Here is an 18319-nt window from a genome sequence, read left to right as displayed (position 1 = left end):
GCGGGGGTTAAACACCCCAACGCGGAATGTGATGGCTGCCCATGGAAATGCACACGTTCTTGATCTCGGCAAACACTTCGAAGCTGTACTGGCCGCCTTCACGCCCGGTGCCGGAACCTTTCACCCCGCCAAATGGCTGGCGCAGGTCGCGCACGTTCTGGCTGTTGATAAATACCATGCCGGCTTCGATCCCGCGCGCCAGGCGATGGGCCTTGCCGATGTCCTGGGTCCAGATGTAGGAGGCCAGGCCGTACTCGGTGTCGTTGGCCAGTTGCAGGGCCTCGGCTTCGTCCTTGAAGGGGATCAGGCACGCCACCGGGCCGAAGATTTCTTCCTGGGCAATGCGCATCCGGTTGTTCACATCGGCAAACACGGTCGGCTGGATGAACTGGCCTTTGCTCAGGTGCGCCGGCAGGTTGGCCGGGCGTTCCAGGCCGCCGGCGAGCAGGGTGGCGCCTTCCTCGATACCGATCCTGATATAGCCGGTGACCTTGTCGTAGTGGGCCTGGGTGATCATCGAGCCGACCTGGGTCTTCGGATCCTGCGGGTCACCGACGATCAAGCGTTTGGCGCGGGCGGCGAATTCGGCGACAAACTGCGGGTAGACGCTTTCCTGGATAAAGATGCGGCTGCCGGCGGTGCAACGTTCGCCATTCAGGGAGAAGATGGTGAACAGCGCCGCATCAAGGGCGCGCTCAAGCTCGGCATCCTCGAAGATCAGCACCGGCGACTTGCCGCCCAGTTCCATGGAGTATTTTTTCAGGCCGGCGGTCTGCATGATCTTCTTGCCGGTAGCGGTGCCACCGGTGAACGAAATGGCACGCACATCCGGGTGCCGCACCAGCGCGTCACCGGCGGTGGCGCCGTAGCCCTGGATCACGTTGAGCACGCCGTTGGGAATCCCGGCTTCCACCGCCAGGCGCCCCAGTTCATTGGCGGTCAGCGGCGACAGCTCCGACATCTTCAACACCGCCGTATTACCCAACGCCAGGCACGGCGCGGTCTTCCAGGTGGCGGTCATGAACGGCACGTTCCACGGCGACACCAACCCGCACACGCCCACCGGCTGGTACAGGGTGTAGTTGAGCATCTGATCGTCCACCGGGTAGCTGTGGCCATCCATGCGCGTGCAGACTTCGGCGAAGAAATCGAAGTTGTGCGAGGCGCGGGGGATCAACACGTTCCTGGTCTGGTGGATCGGCAGGCCGGTGTCGAGGGTTTCCAGTTCGGCCAGGTGCGGCACGTTCTGTTCGATCAGTTCGCCGAGCTTGCGCATCAGGCGTGCGCGTTCCCTGGCCGGGGTGTTGGCCCACTTCGGGAATGCCGCTTTGGCGGCCGCTACGGCCTGGGCCACTTCCTCGGCACCGCCGCTGGCGACTTCGCCAATCGCCTCGCCGGTGGCCGGGTTGTAGTTGATGAAGGTGTCTTTGCTTTCGACCTCACGGCCGTTGATCCAGTGTTTGATCATGCTGCTCACGCCTCTTTCCGGGCGGAGAAAAACTCCGCCTCGCTGACAATCCGGTTGACCAGGCGGCCCACGCCTTCGACTTCCACCACCACTTCATCGCCGGGCACCACGTCGGCCAGGCCTTCGGGCGTGCCGGTGGCGATCATGTCGCCGGGTTGCAGGGTCATGAAACTGGACAGGTATTCGATGAGGTACGGGATGTCGAAAATCATGTCGCGGGTGCTGCCTTCCTGGCGCAGTTCACCGTTGATCCAGGTGCGCAGGGTCAGGTTGCCCGGGTCGGGCACATCGGCCACATCGACGATCCACGGTCCGACCGGGGTGGTGGCATCGCGGTTTTTCACGCGCAGGTTGGGGCGGTAGTAGTTTTCCAGGTAGTCGCGGATCGCATAGTCGTTGCACACGGTGTAGCCGGCCAGGTAGTCCAGGGCGTCGGCGCGCTTGACGTTGCGCGCGGTCTTGCCGATCACCGCCACCAGTTCGCACTCGTAGTGCATGTAGGCGACGTCGTCCGGGCGCCATGTGACCTGGCGGTGGCCGGTGTAGGTGCCGACGGACTTGATGAAGGCCAGGGGTTCGGTGGGTGGGGTGAAGGCCAGTTCAGCCGCGTGGTCGGCGTAGTTCAAGCCCAGGGCGAACATGCTGCCGGTGGCCGGTGGCAGCCATTGCACCTGGTCTTCGGCGAGCAGGCGACCATCGCTCAGGCGCACGGCGTTGTCGGCTTGCACCTGTACGGCGTGCACGTCACCTTCAAAGCGGATACGGGCGTGTTTCATGCTTGAGTCTCCGCTTGAATGTGATTGAGCAGACGGCCCACGCCGTCGATCTCGACTTCTACCCTGTCGCCCGGCAGCACATCCACGCGGCCTTCGGGGGTGCCGGTGATCAGCACATCGCCGGGGTGCAGGGTCATGAATTCGCTGATTTCGGCGAGCAGTTGCGCAATATCGCGCACCCAATTCGCCGTGGTGTTTTCCTGGCGCAGTTCGCCGTTGACCCACAGCTTAAGGCTCAGTTGACCGGGGTTGGCGACTTGGTCCCGAGGGATCAACTGCGGTCCGAGGACACAAAAACCATCGCGGCACTTGGCTTTCACGGCGGGGCGGTAGTAGCTGTCTTCCGGCAGGCTGAATTCATTCACCACCACATAGCCGGCCACATGGGCCATGGCATTTTCCAGGCTGACACGACTGGCGAGCTGGCCGATCACCACGCCTAGAGCGGGGCCGGGTTGCAGGCGTTCACCCTGGGGGTGCAGCACCACGCCACCCTGCTCGTTGCGCGTATTCGGGGTTTTGATAAACAGCACCGGCTTGCTCGGCGGCTTCTGGTAGGGCGCCTGCTGGAAGGCGGCGAGATGCTGGTCCAGCAGGCCCTGGTAGTTCAGCGCAACGCCGAACAGGGTGCCGCTGGCAACATCATGCAGGGTACGGCTCATGCGTTTCTCCTGGCGGTGGCGACTGCTGCATAGGCAGTTCGTTAATGTGTTAACGTTATAATTAATATGTTAACTACCGTCAAGCGTGGCAAAATCAGGCAGCATCAAAACAACAAGAAGAGGGCACCGTGCAGCCGATCCCCAACATCAACATCGGGCAGGTCTACGACCAGCGTTACAGCGATGCCGAGGTGCATTACGACAAGCTCGGCAACCTGGCGGGTTTTTTCGGGCGCAACATGCCCGTGCATCGGCATGACCGGTTTTTCCAGGTGCATTATGTGAAAAGCGGCGCGGTACGGGTGTACCTGGATGACCGCCAGTTCGTGGAGTCCGGGCCGATGTTCTTCCTCACGCCGCCCACGGTGCCCCACGCCTTCGTCACCGAGGCGGATGCCGATGGGCATGTGCTGACCGTGCGCCAGCAGTTGGTGTGGGGATTGATCGACGCTGATCCCAGCCTGGCCTCCGGCGCAGCCTGCGTGGCGCTGAACGCAGGTGACCAAGGCCTGGATCAGCTGTTCGAAGAACTCAACGATGAGATCAACGCCGAGCGGGCAGGGCGCGCCGCCGCATTGGACAGCCTCACGCGCCTGATCATGATTCGCCTGCTGCGCCTATGCGCCCACTCACTGCCCGCGCGCCCGACCCGGCACGAAGACCTGCGCATCTTCCATCGCTTCAATGAACTGATCGAGGCCCACTATCTGGAGCACTGGCGGCTGGCGCGTTACGCCGAGGGGATTGGCGTGACCGAGGCGCGCCTCAATGAGGTGTGCCGGCGCCTGGCCGACCTGCCGTCCAAGCGCCTGATCCTGGAACGTGTGATGCAGGAAGCCAAGCGCCTGTTGCTGTTCACCGGCAGTTCCGCCAACGAGATCTGCTACCAGCTGGGCTTCAAGGATCCGGCGTATTTCAGCCGGTTTTTCCTTCGGTATGCGCGGGTGACGCCGGGGGAGTATCGGCTGCGGCAGTCGGGCTTGCGCTGACGTCCCACGCGCCGCCCAGCGCTGTATACAACTTCACTTCCGCCACCAGTTGTGCCAGGCGGTCGACGATCAACGCCTGTTGCGAGCTGAACAACGTACGTTGCGCATCCAGGAAGGTGAGGTTGCTGTCGACGCCACTGCGGTAGCGATGCTCGGCCAGGTTGTAATACTGCTGATTGGCCGCGACGAAATCCCGTTGCGCCTCCAACTGGTCGGTATAGGTCTGCCGCGCCGCCAGGCCATCGGCGACTTCCTGGAAGGCGGTCTGGATCGATTTTTCGTACTGCGCCACGCTGATGTCTTTTTGCAGTTTGGCGTAGTCGAGGCTGGCGCGCAGGCTGCCGGCGTTGAAGATCGGCAGGTTGATCTGCGGCTGGAACGTCCAACTGCCCGAGCCGCCCTTGAACAGCCCCGACAGTTCGGTGCTGGCGCTGCCGGCGTTGGCGGTCAGGCTCACCGACGGGAAAAACGCTGCACGTGCCGCGCCGATATTGGCGTTGGCGGCGCGCAACTGGTACTCGGCCTGGAGGATATCCGGGCGGCGCTGCAGCAAGTCCGAGGGCAGGCCGGCCGGCACGCGGGCCACCAGGTCGGCGGCGAGTGGACGCGACGGCAATTGTTCGTCCACCGGGCCGCCCACCAGCAGGGCGAGGTTGTTGAGGTCCTGGGCGACCTGGCGCTCATAACGGGCCACGCTGGCGCGGGTGCTTTCGACGCTGGTGCTGGCTTGCACCACGTCCAGCGCCGAGGCTTTGCCGGCGGTTTTGCTGCGGCTGGTGAGGCGCAGGCTATGCTCGTTGGCCACCAGGGTTTGCCGCGCCAGGGCCAGCAATTCCTGGTCGGCACGCCAGGTCAGGTAGGCATTGGCGACGTTGGCGACCAGACTCAATTGAGCACTGCGCCGCGCCTCTTCGGTGCCCAGGTAGGAGAGCATGGCCTGTTCGCTGAGGCTGCGGATGCGGCCGAACAGGTCCAGCTCATAGGCGCTGATGCCCAGGGTCGCGGAATAGCTGGAGGTGATGGCGGCCTTGCCGGTGCCGGTCACGTCCCCGGGCACACGCCGACGCTGGCCGGCGCCGGTAGCGGACACCGCCGGGAACAGATCGGCACGCTGGATACGGTACTGCGCCTGGAACGCCTCGACGTTCAACGCAGCCACGCGCAAGTCGCGGTTATTGACCAGCGCATCGCCAATCAACCCTTGCAGCGCCGGGTCGTGGAACAGCTGCTGCCAGTCCGATGTGCCGGACTGCGCCAGCGCATACACGCCAGCCTGGGGATACTGCGCAGGCACGGGCGCCGCAGGCCGTTGGTAGTCCGGGATCAGCGAGCAGCCGCCAAGCATCCAGGCCATCGCAAAGGTACTCAATTTATGCATCAGGCGCCCACCATCCACTTGGCCAGACCGTGCCTTCCACTCACGCCCAACTTGGCGGCGGCGCGCTTGAGGTAGGTTTCGATGGAGCTGTTCTTCACGCTGAGTTTCTCCGCGATCTGCGGCACGGTGCCGCCGGTCAGCAAGCCGAGGCACACCTCTTGCTCGCGCGCCGACAAGGTGATGTCGCCCAGGGACAGGCGCTTGTAGAACTCACGTTGCAATTGCGATTGCTCCAGCAACGTGTGGGCCGGTTCGACCTCGGTGTGCGGTGCCTGGCGCAGGCTCTGGGCGTGGCACTCGATCAGCGGCAGCAGGGTGTCCGACAGGCACTTGAGAAACGACAACTCGGCCAGGGAAAACCCGCGCTGGGTCGGCGGGCGATAAAACGAAATCACACAGCGCCGGTTGCCCTGGCGCGACACCAGGTTGCACTGGTGTGAGGTGTCACGCGGGTCTGCGCTGTTGGCCTTGGCTTTCAACTGGATCAGCAGCGGGTCCTGCATGCCGAGCATTTCGCGCAACAGCGGATGGTCGTCCATGGAATTCAGGGCCAGGGGCGGCAGGTCCTGCGTCTGGCCGGCGCTGCCCAGCAGCTTGATATCGAGCACACGGTCGCGTAGCTCGTCGAGGGTCCATTCGCTCAGATCCACCAGGTGGATCGGCACCCACTTGTCCACCAGGTGCAGCATGTGGGCGGCAAAGCCCGGGTGGCCACTGCTGGCAATCAACTCGCCCATTTCGGCGTAGAAATGGGGGCTTTGGGTGTTGGCAATACTGCTGGTCAAACTCATAGCCTTCTCATCCTTGATATCGAAAACCGTGTACAGACCCTCTGGGCCTCTGCGGGGCGATCCGTTGCTCACACACCAGAGTCGGTATTCGAAAGTGTATTTAGCCAGTGGATTTGTCCTACGTATGTAGCGGAAACGAGGGACATAACCTGCCATAAAAACCACGTCATTAATTCGACATTTCTGAGAGGTAATTCCCACTACGAATAGCCAATGGAGATTTTTAGGTTTAAGTAACTCTTTGATAGATAAGTAAAATATTATCTTTAGAAAGCGTTCGCACAAAAAAGCATCGGCCAGATATAGCCAATGTCCTACAACTCTTTAATCGTTTCAGCAATGAACCATCAGCCAAGCCCGGTCTATCCATTCGGATGTCCGGGTTTAGGGTGACAGACAGCCCCTGGCCCCCATGCTCCAATCCGGCCCATTCGTCGTAATGGGCACCCCTGCGCGGCCAGTGCCTGACCTCCATGAGAAGGATCTTATGAAGCATTCACCCAGCTTCCCCCTTACCGCCGCCCAGCAGGACATCTGGCTCGACCAACTGCGCGCAGGCGACTCGCCGCTGTACAACATCGGTGGTTATGTGGACTTTGCCGGCGCCATTGACCCCGGCCTGATGCAGCGCGCCGTTGAATGCCTGGTGGCCAGGCACGACGCGTTGCGCACGCAACTGCACAGCGACGCCGACGGCCTGCCTCGCCAGACCTTCGCTGCCACCCTGGCTGTGGACCTGGCGCTGCATGACGTTTCCAAGGCTTGCGACCCGCAGGCCGCGAGCCACGCCCTGATGCAGGCGCAAATGGCCCTGCCTTATGCGATGCAGGGTGCGCCGTTGTTCCGCTTTTTCCTGGTCAAGCTCGACGACGATCATTACCGCCTCGGCACCCAGGCGCATCACCTGATCCTCGATGGCTGGGGCTTCGGCCAGATGCTGCAATCCCTCGCGCAGCTGTACACGGCCCTGGCGCAAGGCCTACAACCGGACTCGCCGGCGCCTTCCTACATCGATTTTATCGACGCAGACCAGCACTACCACGCGTCAGCCCGTTATGCCCGCGACCGCGCCTATTGGCTGGACAAATACCGCTTGATTCCGGAGCCGCTGCTGACCCCACGGCACACGGCCAAGGCCGCGAGCAATACCTTGGCGCAGGCGTTTCCGGTGGCACTGCTCAACCGAATGGAACAGGTGGCCAACCGTTACCAGGCGTCGGCGTTTCATGTACTGCTGGCGGCCCTGTATGTGTATTTCACCCGCACCGCCCAACGCGGGGAATGGGTGGTGGGGGTGCCGATTCTCAACCGTTCCAATGCACGGTTCCGCTCCACCGTCGGGTTGTTCACCCAGGTCAGCGCCGTGCGCTTGCAGTTTGATGAGCAGTCGCCGTTCAGCGGGGTGGTGCGTGGGGTGCGCGACCAGCTCAAGCAGGACTTCCGCCACCAGCGTTTCCCCCTCAGCGAGATGAACCGTGAGTTGGGCCTGCGTCGCAGCGACCGCGGCCAGCTGTTCGACCTGTCGGTGTCCTTCGAGCAGGACGACCATGAACTGCGCTACGGCACGACAGTGGCCCGTGCGGTCAAAGTGTCCAACCACCACGAGCCGCTGCCCCTGGCCCTCCACCTGCGCAGCAATCGCTACCAGGACACCGCTTGCCTGCATTGCGTCTACAACGAGGCGTACTTCCAGCACGATGAAGTGGCGGCCCTGGCGCAGCGCCTGACCTGGCTGCTGGAACAGGGGCTGGAAGACACCGCGCTGACGATCAGCGATTTTTCCCTGGTGACACCCGCCGAGCAGGCGCGGTTGCAGCAATGGAACGCCACCGCCCAGCCTGTCACCCAGCCACACACCCTGCACGCGCGCATCGAAGCCCAGGCCGCGCGCGCACCGGACGCCGTGGCGGCGGTGTACCAGGGGCGGCACCTGAGCTACGCCCAACTCAACCAGCAGGCCAACGCGCTGGCCCATCAACTGCTGGAGCGCGGCGTGCAGCCTGACGACCGGGTGGTGATCCTGGCGCGGCGTGGTCTGGATACGCTGGTGGGTTTGCTGGCGATCCTCAAGTCCGGCGCCTGCTACGTGCCAGTGGACCCGGCCCATCCCGCCGAGCGCCTGAATTACCTGCTGCAAGACAGCGACCCGGTGGTGGTGCTGACCCAGCACGATTTGCTGCATCGTTTGCCTCAGTTGACGGTGCCGGTGATCCAGCTCGACCGCCCGACCTTCCACCTGGGCACCAACCCCCGCGTCGCGGTCAGCCCCTCTCACCTGGCCTACGTGATCTACACCTCCGGCTCCACCGGTTTGCCCAAGGGCGTGATGGTCGAGCACCACAGCGTCTCGAACCTGGTGGACTGGCACTGCCGGGCCTTCGACCTGCATGCCGGCAGCCACACCGCCAGCGTCGCCGGTTTCGGTTTTGATGCGATGGCCTGGGAGGTCTGGCCGGCGTTGTGCGTGGGCGCCACGCTGCACCTGCCGCCCGCCCATGATGGCGCCGAAGACATCGACGCGCTGCTCGGTTGGTGGCGGGCACAGCCGCTGGACGTCTGCTTCCTGCCGACGCCCGTGGCCGAATACGCCTTCAGCCAGGGCCTGCACCACCCGACCCTGCGCACTCTGCTGATCGGCGGCGACCGACTGCGTTCTTTCTCCCAGGCGCAGTCCTTCGCCGTGATCAACAACTACGGCCCTACCGAAGCCACGGTGGTCGCCACCTCCGGCCCCATGGCCGTCGGCCGGCCATTGCATATCGGCGCGCCTGTCGCCAATGCCAGGGTGTATGTGCTGGACGCGCAGCAACGGCCGCTGCCCATCGGGGTGGCAGGGGAGCTGTACGTGGGCGGCCAGGGCATCGCGCGGGGTTACCTCAAGCGTCCCGAGCTCAGTGCCGAGCGATTCCTCGACGACCCCTTTACCCAGGGGCGCATGTACCGCACCGGCGACCTGGTGCGCTGGCTGCCGGACGGCAACCTTGAGTACCTGGGGCGCAATGACGACCAGGTGAAAATCCGTGGCGTGCGCATTGAGTTGGGCGAAATCGAAACGGCCCTGGCCACGCATCCGCGTATTCAGGACGCCGTGGTGCAAGCCCGCGAAGGGCAGTTGCTGGCCTGGTTCGTCCCCCGTGAAGCCGTGCCGATAGAAGCCTTGCGCGCCCACCTGCAAGCATCGCTGCCCGACTACATGCTGCCGGCTGCCTACGTGCAGTTGGACGCGTTGCCCCTGACCGCCAACGGCAAGCTTGATCGCAAGGCGTTGCCCGCACCGACCCAAGAGGCGTTCGTCACTCGCTTGTATGAGGCGCCGCACCTCGGCGTGGAAAGCGTACTGGCGCAGATCTGGGCCGAGCTGTTGCAGGTGCAGCAGGTTGGGCGCCACGACCACTTCTTCGAACTGGGCGGGCATTCGTTGCTGGCCGTGCAATTGGTGCAACGCATGCGCCAGGTCGGGTTGCATGCCGATGTGCAGGTGCTGTTCGGCCAGCCGACCCTGGCGGCCCTGGCGGCGGCAAGTGAGCTCAGCGACGTGGACGCCCCCGACCTGGCCGAACTCGACCCTGCCAGCTTTGATCTGATCGTCGCGAGCATTCCCGGCGGCGTGGCCAACGTGCAGGACATCTACCCGCTGGCGCCGCTGCAGGAAGGTTTGCTCTACCACCACATCACCGATGAGCGCGATCCGTATCAGCAGCAGGCGCTGTTCAGCTTTGCGCAGCGCGAGCAGTTGGACGCGTTTGCCCAGGCCCTGCAACAAGTGATCAACCGCCACGATATCCTGCGCACCAGCCTGGTGTGGGAAGCCCTGGAGCAACCGATGCAAGTGGTGTGGTGCCAGGCGCAATTGCGCGTTGAACCGCTGCGCGAGGACCCCGCGCCGCTGGATTTGCGCCAGGCGCCGCTGATGGCCCTGGACTATGCCGAAGAGCCGCAGCACTCGCGTTGGGTTGCGCGGCTGCGTTTCCATCACCTGGTCAATGACGCCACCTCGACCACCCTCCTGATGCAGGAAATCCGCGCTCACTTGCTCGGCCAACAGGCGCAACTACCGGCGTCGGTGCCGTATCGCAATGTGGTGGTGCAAGCTCGTTCGCCGGCACGTCAAGCGGCGCACGAGGCGTTCTTTCGCGAGCAGTTGGGCGATGTCGACGAGCCAACCCTGGCCTTCGGTCTCCAGGAGCGCCAGGCGGATCGGGCGCACACCGAAGAAGCCGAGCGTGGCTTGAGTGACAGCCTCAATCAACGTTTGCGTGCCCAGGCGCGTGGTATGGGAGTGAGCACCGCCAGTCTGTTCCACCTGGCCTGGGCCCAGGTGCTCAGCCGTATCGCCGGCCGCGATGACGTGGTCTTCGGCACCGTGCTGCTCGGCCGTTTGCAGGCGGGCGAGGGTGCCGATCGCGCCCTGGGCATGTTCATCAACACCCTGCCGCTGCGGGTGCGCCTGGCCGGGCGCACGGTGACCGAAGCCCTCACGCATACCCACGCACGCCTCAGTGCCTTGCTTGCCCATGAACAAGCCTCCCTGGCGCTGGCCCAGCGTTGCAGCGGTGTGTCGCCATTGTTCAACAGCCTGCTCAACTACCGCCACACCGACGCCGAGCGTGACCTGACCCTGGTGCCGGGCATTGCCTTGCTCAGCAGTGAGGACATCCTCAGCTACCCGCTGATGCTGACCGTGGACGACACGGTCAACGGTTTCCGGATCAAGGCCAAGGCGCCGCAGCAAATTGGCGCCGGTCGGCTGCTCGACTACCTCGAAACCACACTGATCAACTTGGCGGACACGCTGGACCAGGCGCCACAGACACCTTTGCGCGACGTTCAGGTACTGCCCGCCGGCGAGTTGAAAACCCTGCTGGTGGACTTCAACGCGACCGACACCGACTACCCTGACACCCTCACGGTGCAGGCGCTGATCGAAGCCCATGCGCGGCATATCCCCCATGCCATCGCCGTGCAGGCCGGCGAGTTGCAACTGACCTACCGCGAACTCAACGAACGCGCCAACCAACTGGCCTTCCATCTGCGTGAGCGCGGTGTGCAGCCGGACGCCCGCGTGGCGCTGTGCGTCGAACGTGGATTGGAGCTGGTGGTGGGCCTGTTGGCCATCCTCAAGGCCGGTGGCGCCTATGTGCCGCTGGACCCGGGTTATCCGCGCGAGCGCCTGGCCTACATGCTCCACGACAGCCAACCGGTGGCGCTGCTGGTACACGCCGCCACCCGTGACGTGCCGGGTGACGTGTCGATCCCGGTGATCGACTTCGACCACTGCGCGTGGAGCCAGGCACCTGTCGGCAACCCGCTGGTGCCAGGGCTGAGCGGGGCCAACCTGGCCTACGTGATGTACACCTCGGGCTCCACCGGTACGCCCAAGGGCGTGATGATCGAACACCGTGGCCTCGGCAACCTGATGCACTGGGGCTCGCAGCTGTGCCCCAATGCCGAGGGCGGCGCGCTGTTGCAGCGGGCGCCGTTCAGCTTCGACGGTTCCGTGTGGGAGCTGTTCTGGCCGCTCACCAACGGCATGCGCCTGGTGTTGGCACGGCCCGATGGTCATCGCGAACCGGCCTATCTGGCGCAGCTGATTCGCGAGCAGAAGATCACGGTGATCAAGTTCGTGCCGGCGATGTTGCAGCAGTTCCTTGAGCTGGAAGAGTCAGCGCTGTGTACCAGCCTCACTGATGTGCTGTGCGGCGGTGGCGAACTCACCGAAGCCCTGGCTCGTGGCGTGCAGGCGCGCTTGCCCAAGGTGCGCCTGCATAACGTCTACGGCCCCACCGAAGCCACGGTGGACAGCAGCGCCTGGACCCTGGAACCCGGCGCGCCGGTGCCGGCATTGCAGTTGCCGATCGGGCGGGCGATCAACAACACGCGCCTGTATGTGCTGGATGAGCACGATGCGCCGGCGCCCATGGGCGTGAGCGGTCAGTTGCACATCGGTGGGGTCGGCGTGGCGCGGGGTTACCTGGGGCTGCAGCAGATGACCGCCGAGCGTTTTATCGACAGCCCGTTCGTGGTCGGTGATCGCCTGTATCGCACTGGCGACCTGGTGCGCTACCTGCCTGACGGCAATCTGGAGTTCCTCGGGCGTAACGACTTCCAGGTCAAACTGCGCGGCGTACGCCTGGAGCTGGGAGAGATCGAGTCACGGCTGCTGGTGCATCCGGCGTTGCGTGAAGTGGCGGTGTTGATTCGCGATGAACGCCTGGTGGCGTACTTCACCGCGCGTGCCGAGGCGCCGAGCCCGGATGCGTTGCGCGCCCATGTGCTGGAGCAATTGCCGGAATACATGGTGCCGGCGGCGTTTGTGCAGCTCGACGAATTACCGCTCAACCCAGCGGGCAAACTCGACCGCAAGGCCTTGCCGGAGCCGGGGTTGGGTGCGGTGGTGAGCCGAGCCTATGCCGCGCCGGTCGGAGCCGTGGAGAGCTTGATGGCCGGGATCTGGGCTGAGGTGCTGAAGTTGGAGCGGGTGGGGCGACACGATCATTTCTTTGAGTTGGGGGGGCATTCGTTGTTGGCGGTGAACCTGGTGGCGCGGATGCGCAAGGCGGGGGTAGAGGTGGATGCGCGGGCGTTGTTCAGTCATCCGACGGTGGCGCAACTGGCTGGGTGTGTGTTGACGCAGGTGCAGCGGGTGGAGGTGCCTCAGGCGGCTATTCCGCAGTTGGGGCGGCGGCGGCGGATTTGACGGGGCGCCTCAGATCAAGAGCGACTCGCTTCGCATCGTAGATACGCTGCTTTTGTAGTCATTACATGGATGAGCGAAGTCGGCGTTAGCGTCGCGCAGAGAGCAGGTCTTTAGCATTATGCAGTGCCGTTTGTCGGGTTATTTTTTTCACGTCTGTAGGAATAAGTTCCGTTTTGCAAGATATACCTGCGGTGGTGTTGGATTTTTCGATTAGTTGGATAATTTCTAAGGTGTTAAATTTACATGGAATGATTTTTTGAAGCACGGTTGGTGAGGGTCCTGATGTTTTTGGCAATGGTTGATCTTCCGAAGTTCGTGAGTGAAATTTCCTAAATCTAGTAGTTATATTTTCCGCATAAGATTTTTATTGTTGTTGCGATATTCTCACGCTGGACTAGATTTGGTTTTATTGCTTGATGAAGGGCAGCTTGAAGTCAATGTGTGCACAAAGCTGGAGATTTGAGATGAATAGTGAAGTGTTCGGAGCGCTTGTTTATAGTTTCGAAAATGAAGAAAGGTTCAACCCGTACGCCGGTAATGCAGGTGCGTCAGGCATTCAAGGCGGGTGCGGTGGTAATGGAGGATGTGGTGGGGCGGCAGGTGTAATGGGGGAGGCGGGGCCTGCCATAACTCAATAATAGAGCCTCCATCGACAGAAAAGTAAATTCAGTATTCACAGAAGCTTGAGTCATCGATGCTCAGCTCTAGACTAGGCATGATGGTCCCGTTTTCGTGAGGTCAATCATGGACTTTTATTTCGTATCGAGGCCGGCTTTGCTAGCGGCGTTATTCATAAAGGAACAACTCAGAGAACCTGTTGCATTATTTTGGACAGTGGTATCTCCAGTGGTTACCTATTATTTGCTTACCTACGCGCGTGCGCCACTGAGTAGTGAGGCTGTGGATTACCTTTCGAAGACTTCATGGTTTTACGCCTTTGTTTCCTCAAATGTTGCACTGTTCGGGCTTGCCTTTTACATAGTTGGTCGAAGGGAAAGTGGTTTTCTTCGGTCTTTTGTTTATACGGATCGTACGAAGGTTGTTTTTTTGATTGGGCAGTTTTCTGCATATTCAGTTGTTTCAATATTGTATTGCTCCGTATTTTATATGCTCACCCGAATTTTTTCAGGGGAGTTTGATGTCGCGGAGTATCTTGTGATCGTAGGGCGATTTTATGTTTGCTTTCTTCTTTTTTCTATACCCGCGCTGTTGCTGACGCTTGTCCCATTAGGCTTTCAAAATACGAGCACCCTCTTTTCAATTTTGTCCCTTACGATGTTGGCTCTCGGGATCATCAGTATGGGGCCAGTCAGTCCCGCCTTAGCTATTGTCGGTTTTTTTAACCCGATGTGGTGGGCGAATAAGATTATGTTGGACGGCGTGGTTGAATGCGGTTTGGTTTTCTGGGTTGTTGCCATTTCACTTGTGTTTTTGTTTTTAGTGATGTGTCGTTATTTATTAATCAATCCTGTTTGGAGTCGTTATTGATGGCAAGGCTTCTCGTAGACTCTCTTGACGTCAGGTATGGAACTCATATCGTGTTTCATAAGGCTTCTCTGACAGTCACTGCCGGCTCCATATCAGGCCTTCTTGGCCCAAACGGCTCCGGCAAAACCACCTTTTTTGATGTGCTGTGCGGCCTGAAGAAAAGAGAGGGTGGTGAAATAAGCAGCGCCTTTTCCAAGCTGCTGTACCTGTCACAGATCATCAGCACACCCTCTGTATTTCGCATGTTCGACATCTTCAAAATGACCATGCTGTTTTGCTCCGACACCAGGGTCACCCAACAACATGCACTCGACAAAATCGAAAAATGGAGCCCCGGCATCGCAGAGCGTTACTGCGAGATCTGGAACAAAAAATCCGCACTCTGCAGCTATGGGGAAAAGCGTTGGTTTTTTACGTTGTCCCTGCTCTGCGCCAACGCGGACCTGGTGATACTGGATGAACCCACGGCGGGTGTGGATCCAGAGTTTCGTTATCACATCTGGCGTTGTCTGGAGGGGGCGGCGGCAGAGGGTGTCGCGGTGTTGGTTTCATCACACAACGTCGATGAAATCGTCGCGCATTGCGATGACTTTTACATGCTGAGCCAAAGGCGATTCAACCGTTTCACTGATGCGCAAGGCTTCATGGGCGCCTACGACGCCCAAAGCCTGGATGAGGCATTTATCCATGCCGCCAGCCTGCCAAAAGGATAAGACCGCTTCTATTCAGGCAAGGGAACGAACGCCACGTTGCCGTCCTGCCGTTTTTGAAACAAACGCTCGCCATTGTCCGGCTGGGTGGTGATGACCTGGTGATCTGCGCCCAGGTACGCCAACGGCGTCGGATCATCCTTGGAATACTGCGCGACGATGATCGTGCGCTGCGGATCGAAGGCCTTGCCGCTGGTTTTTTGCAGCCAGGCCATGAACGCCGCGCTGTCGCCCTGGCGCGGGAAGTCCTGGGTCTCGGCCACGTAGTAGAACGGCTCGCCACTGTTTTGCAGGTACATCGGCACCTTGTTGTCCACTTCCACCAGCACCATTTGCCACTTATCCCAAGGCGCGCTTTTGATTGCTTCGGTGCGCACATCCTCGGCCAGGCGGGTGACGCCGCCATTGCCGTTGCTCCATGGATAGGCCACGCCAATGACCAGCAGCATCAACACGGCGGCGCAGGCGAACCCTTTGTACCAGCGCGGCCGGCTGGCGGGCCTGGCTTGCAGGCGTTCGCTGAGCCACCAGGCGCCGAGCAACTGAGCGAAGGGCACCAGTGGCAACACGTAGTAGCTGCGCCGGCTGCCACTGGCGGTGAAGAACACAAACAACAGGCCCAGGCCCCACACCAGCCATCGCACGTTGGGCGGGGTCTGGCGCCAGTGCCGCAGCGCCAGCCACAGGCCGAGCAGCCAGCACGGCAGCCACGGCAGGGTGTAGGCGGGCAGGTAGATCAGGTAGGTGTAGATCGGCCCCATGTGGTCGAAGGGGTCGAAGAATCGCACCACATTTTCGCGGAATACCAGGGCCAGGCCGCTTTGCCCATAGGTCGGCGCACCGTAGACATGCGACAGCACGAACGGCACGGCATACACCGCGGCGGCGATCAGCAGGGCGAGCACCAGGCGCAGGTTGAGATGCTGCTTGTAGCGCTGCTCGCCGAGCAGGTGCGGCAGCAGGACCAGGCCTGGCAGCACAAAGCCGATCAAGCCCTTGAACAGCGAGGTCACGGCCAGCAACAGGAAAAACACGGTATAGCGACCCAGCCGGGTGTCCTCTGGTCCACGCCAGTACCACCAGACCGCGGCCAGCACGCCACACACCGTCAGCACATCCGCCGTGGCCACCCGCGCCCAGAACAGAAAGTAGAAGGTGGTGGCGAGCATCCAGCCGGCGATCAGCCCGGTGCCTTTGCGCATCAGTTGCTCACCGAGCAGGTAGACCAGCCACACGCTCAGCCAGGCGCCGATCACCGAGGGCAAGCGCAGTGACCACGGCCCGAGGCCACCCATCAGGTGGGCCGTGGCGGTGATCAGCCAGTAGGAGGGCAGGGGCTTGTCGTAATAGGGGGTGCCCTTGAGATAGGGGTCGAAGTAGTCACCGCTTTGCAGCATCTGCAAGGCGATGTTCGCCCAGCGGGTCTCCGGGCCCCACAGGTCGCGTGCGCCGAGGCCGGTGAGCAGCAGCAGCGCGGTGACGCCCAGCAATAGCAGCAGGGCGCCGCGTTCGCTCTTCCACACAGTCGTCATCAGGGCAGGCTCGGATAGATGATCAGCTCGAGATAACCCTTGTAGTAACGTTTACCGCCTGGCGGCAGTTGCCCGGCTTCACGCATTTCACTGGTGCTGTTGACCCGCAGCAGCACGCCCACCGAGCCGTGCTGGCGCGCGTCCTTGAGCCAGGCCTGGACCCCGTCCAGTTCCACTTTGCGCTGCACCGAGCCTGCGTACTGCAAGCCGTAGCGCAGCTCGCCCTCGGTGTCATACAACGCGACTTCCGGTCGTTTCAAGCGCCAGGCCAGGGCGCTGGCACCGCCCAGTTCGTTGCTGAGCAGGGCGTGGGTCTGTTGCAGTTCTTCCAGGTGTTCAAGCACAAACTGGTCGGGCATTTCGTTGTCCGCGATCCATGACGGCATGCTTGCCGGCAGCAGGATCACCAGAACGCCGATACCCATTGCAGGCATCGCCCACAGGGTCAGCGGGCGAATCACTTGCAGCAGGTTGGCGAGAATCCACACCAGCAACACGATGAAGGCCAGGGACAAGCTGAACATCTCGGCGTGGCTGTTGCTGTACAGCGGCCGGGCGATTTGCAGGTAGATCAGGCCGATCATGGCCGCCATGCCGATCATGAAGTTGAACAGGCCATTGAGGCAGATCGTGCGGGCTTTACCCTGCTTGACCAGGTCGATCAGCGTATGGCCCATCAGCAATGCCAGGGGCAGCAGGCACGGCATGATGTAGGTCGGCAGCTTGCCTCTGCTCAAGCTGAACAGGCCCAGGGGCAGCAGCAGCCACAACGCCAGGAACGTGATCGCCGGCTGGCGCTTTTCCTGCCAGGTCTTGCGCAGAGTCGTCGGCAGCAGTCCCGCCCACGGCAGGCTGGACACGGCGATAATCGGCAGGAAGAACCACCAGGGCCGCACATGCTGCGCGTTGTAGGCGCTGAAGCGGCGAATGTGTTCATTCCAGAAAAAGAAGCGCCAGAAGTCGGGTTCCTGAAGGTGGATGGCCAGCGCCCATGGCAGGCACACCAGTACTGCGACCACCATCGCCAACGGGCCATAGCGCAGCAACTCGCCCAGGCGACGCTGCCAGAGCATGTACGGCACGGCAATCAGCACCGGCAGCGCCAAGGCCAGAAAGCCCTTGGTCATGAACCCCATGGCGCAGGCCAGGCCCACGATGACCCAGGCCCAGAGGCGGCCGCGCAGCGTGGCACTATCGAGGGCAAACCACAGGGCTACCAGACTCAGGTTGACCCAAAGCGTGAATTGCGGATCGAGGTTGGAGTACCCCGCCTGCCCGGCGACCAGGCCGAAGCTCAGGTAGAGCAGGGCACAGGCGAAGCTCTTGCGCGGGTCGTTCCACAGGCGACGGGCGATCAGGTAGGCCAGCAGCACGCTCAAGCCGGTGGTCAGCGCCGAGGCGATGCGCACTCCGAACAGGTTTTGACCAAACACCGCCTGGCCCAGGGCAATCAACCAGTAGCCGCCGGCGGGTTTTTCGAAGTAGCGGATGCCCATGAAGTGCGGCACCACCCAGTTACCGCTCTGGAGCATTTCCTGGCTGATCTGGGCGTAGCGGGTTTCGTCCGGGGTCCACAGGCCGTGCAGGCCCAGGGGCAGCAGGTAAAACGCAACGAAGGCCAGCAGTAATACCGTCAGGGATTTTAGTCGGGTCATGCAAACGTCGCTCCCTGACGCTCAGTGATGTAGGTTTCAAGTAATGAATTAATAGTTGGAAAAGTCACAGCGTTCACGCAATTGCAGAAAATATTCATGATGTCCTTATTTAAAAGGCGCAACTAAACATGCCAGAACAGGGCTGTCTTTTTGCTGAACAGGGCGGCGGGTAA

Annotated in this window: 11 protein-coding genes; 4 read left to right on the top strand and 7 right to left on the bottom strand. The window is 61.7% G+C overall.

From position 1 onward, the window contains the following. Positions 1–7: 7 nt before the first annotated feature. The 3 genes from hpaE to AC3WP7_RS22425 are packed head-to-tail and all read right to left on the bottom strand — an operon-like array spanning position 8 to position 2906. Positions 8–1468 (bottom strand): 5-carboxymethyl-2-hydroxymuconate semialdehyde dehydrogenase, encoded by a 1461-nt coding sequence (gene hpaE, locus AC3WP7_RS22435; protein WP_092245503.1) that lies wholly within the window; start codon positions 1466–1468, stop codon positions 8–10. Positions 1469–1473: 5 nt separating this feature from the next. Beyond that, positions 1474–2244: a fumarylacetoacetate hydrolase family protein gene (locus AC3WP7_RS22430; RefSeq protein WP_092244541.1), complete on the bottom strand. Its 771-nt coding sequence runs from the start codon at positions 2242–2244 to the stop codon at positions 1474–1476. After that, entirely contained in the window at positions 2241–2906 is a 666-nt protein-coding gene (locus AC3WP7_RS22425) for a fumarylacetoacetate hydrolase family protein (RefSeq protein ID WP_092244544.1), read from the bottom strand. The genes AC3WP7_RS22430 and AC3WP7_RS22425 overlap by 4 nt, the downstream gene beginning before the upstream one ends. Positions 2907–3034: 128 nt before the next feature. On the opposite strand from AC3WP7_RS22425, the gene hpaA reads away from it, so the two are divergent. Then, positions 3035–3895, top strand: a complete 861-nt coding sequence (hpaA, locus tag AC3WP7_RS22420; protein ID WP_102592891.1) for a 4-hydroxyphenylacetate catabolism regulatory protein HpaA — start codon at positions 3035–3037, stop codon at positions 3893–3895. Here the strand turns inward: hpaA and AC3WP7_RS22415 are convergent. Both AC3WP7_RS22415 and AC3WP7_RS22410 read right to left on the bottom strand, forming a co-directional pair. Beyond that, positions 3822–5273, bottom strand: a complete 1452-nt coding sequence (locus AC3WP7_RS22415; protein ID WP_102592892.1) for an efflux transporter outer membrane subunit — start codon at positions 5271–5273, stop codon at positions 3822–3824. The genes hpaA and AC3WP7_RS22415 overlap by 74 nt on opposite strands. Then, on the bottom strand, positions 5273–6064 hold the full coding sequence (locus AC3WP7_RS22410; RefSeq protein ID WP_092244553.1) for a helix-turn-helix transcriptional regulator: 792 nt from the start codon (positions 6062–6064) through the stop codon (positions 5273–5275). The genes AC3WP7_RS22415 and AC3WP7_RS22410 overlap by 1 nt, the downstream gene beginning before the upstream one ends. A gap of 487 nt (positions 6065–6551) precedes the next feature. On the opposite strand from AC3WP7_RS22410, the gene AC3WP7_RS22405 reads away from it, so the two are divergent. The 3 genes from AC3WP7_RS22405 (at position 6552) to AC3WP7_RS22395 (ending at position 14962) form a co-directional block, all read left to right on the top strand. Then, positions 6552–12761, top strand: coding sequence for a non-ribosomal peptide synthetase (locus AC3WP7_RS22405; RefSeq protein WP_102592893.1), 6210 nt, complete (start codon positions 6552–6554; stop codon positions 12759–12761). Between the two features lie 744 nt (positions 12762–13505). Next, entirely contained in the window at positions 13506–14249 is a 744-nt protein-coding gene (locus tag AC3WP7_RS22400) for an ABC transporter permease (RefSeq protein WP_102593262.1), read from the top strand. Continuing rightward, entirely contained in the window at positions 14249–14962 is a 714-nt protein-coding gene (locus AC3WP7_RS22395; protein WP_102593261.1) for an AAA family ATPase, read from the top strand. The genes AC3WP7_RS22400 and AC3WP7_RS22395 overlap by 1 nt, the downstream gene beginning before the upstream one ends. Before the next feature lie 8 nt (positions 14963–14970). Here the strand turns inward: AC3WP7_RS22395 and AC3WP7_RS22390 are convergent, their stop codons facing one another. After that, complete coding sequence (locus AC3WP7_RS22390) at positions 14971–16491, bottom strand: ArnT family glycosyltransferase (RefSeq protein WP_102593260.1); 1521 nt, start codon at positions 16489–16491, stop codon at positions 14971–14973. Then, positions 16491–18146 carry a lipid IV(A) 4-amino-4-deoxy-L-arabinosyltransferase gene (arnT, locus tag AC3WP7_RS22385; RefSeq protein ID WP_102593259.1) on the bottom strand — a complete coding sequence of 552 codons (1656 nt, stop codon included), beginning with the start codon at positions 18144–18146 and terminating at the stop codon, positions 16491–16493. The genes AC3WP7_RS22390 and arnT overlap by 1 nt, the downstream gene beginning before the upstream one ends. Positions 18147–18319 lie beyond the last annotated feature (173 nt).

It is taken from the genome of Pseudomonas sp. FW305-3-2-15-C-LB1, assembly GCF_058787615.1.
This window is presented reverse-complemented; position numbering and strand designations above follow the sequence as displayed.

What these genes read in the sequence shown, in the direction of transcription:
- AC3WP7_RS22395 (WP_102593261.1), top strand. Translation starts at nt 14,249, where the DNA reads ATGGCAAGGCTTCTCGTAGACTCTCTTGACGTCAGGTATGGAACTCAT.
- AC3WP7_RS22400 (WP_102593262.1), top strand. Translation starts at nt 13,506, where the DNA reads ATGGACTTTTATTTCGTATCGAGGCCGGCTTTGCTAGCGGCGTTATTC.
- hpaE (WP_092245503.1), bottom strand. Translation starts at nt 1,468, where the DNA reads ATGATCAAACACTGGATCAACGGCCGTGAGGTCGAAAGCAAAGACACC.
- AC3WP7_RS22415 (WP_102592892.1), bottom strand. Translation starts at nt 5,273, where the DNA reads ATGCATAAATTGAGTACCTTTGCGATGGCCTGGATGCTTGGCGGCTGC.
- arnT (WP_102593259.1), bottom strand. Translation starts at nt 18,146, where the DNA reads ATGACCCGACTAAAATCCCTGACGGTATTACTGCTGGCCTTCGTTGCG.
- AC3WP7_RS22425 (WP_092244544.1), bottom strand. Translation starts at nt 2,906, where the DNA reads ATGAGCCGTACCCTGCATGATGTTGCCAGCGGCACCCTGTTCGGCGTT.
- AC3WP7_RS22430 (WP_092244541.1), bottom strand. Translation starts at nt 2,244, where the DNA reads ATGAAACACGCCCGTATCCGCTTTGAAGGTGACGTGCACGCCGTACAG.
- AC3WP7_RS22390 (WP_102593260.1), bottom strand. Translation starts at nt 16,491, where the DNA reads ATGACGACTGTGTGGAAGAGCGAACGCGGCGCCCTGCTGCTATTGCTG.
- AC3WP7_RS22410 (WP_092244553.1), bottom strand. Translation starts at nt 6,064, where the DNA reads ATGAGTTTGACCAGCAGTATTGCCAACACCCAAAGCCCCCATTTCTAC.
- AC3WP7_RS22405 (WP_102592893.1), top strand. Translation starts at nt 6,552, where the DNA reads ATGAAGCATTCACCCAGCTTCCCCCTTACCGCCGCCCAGCAGGACATC.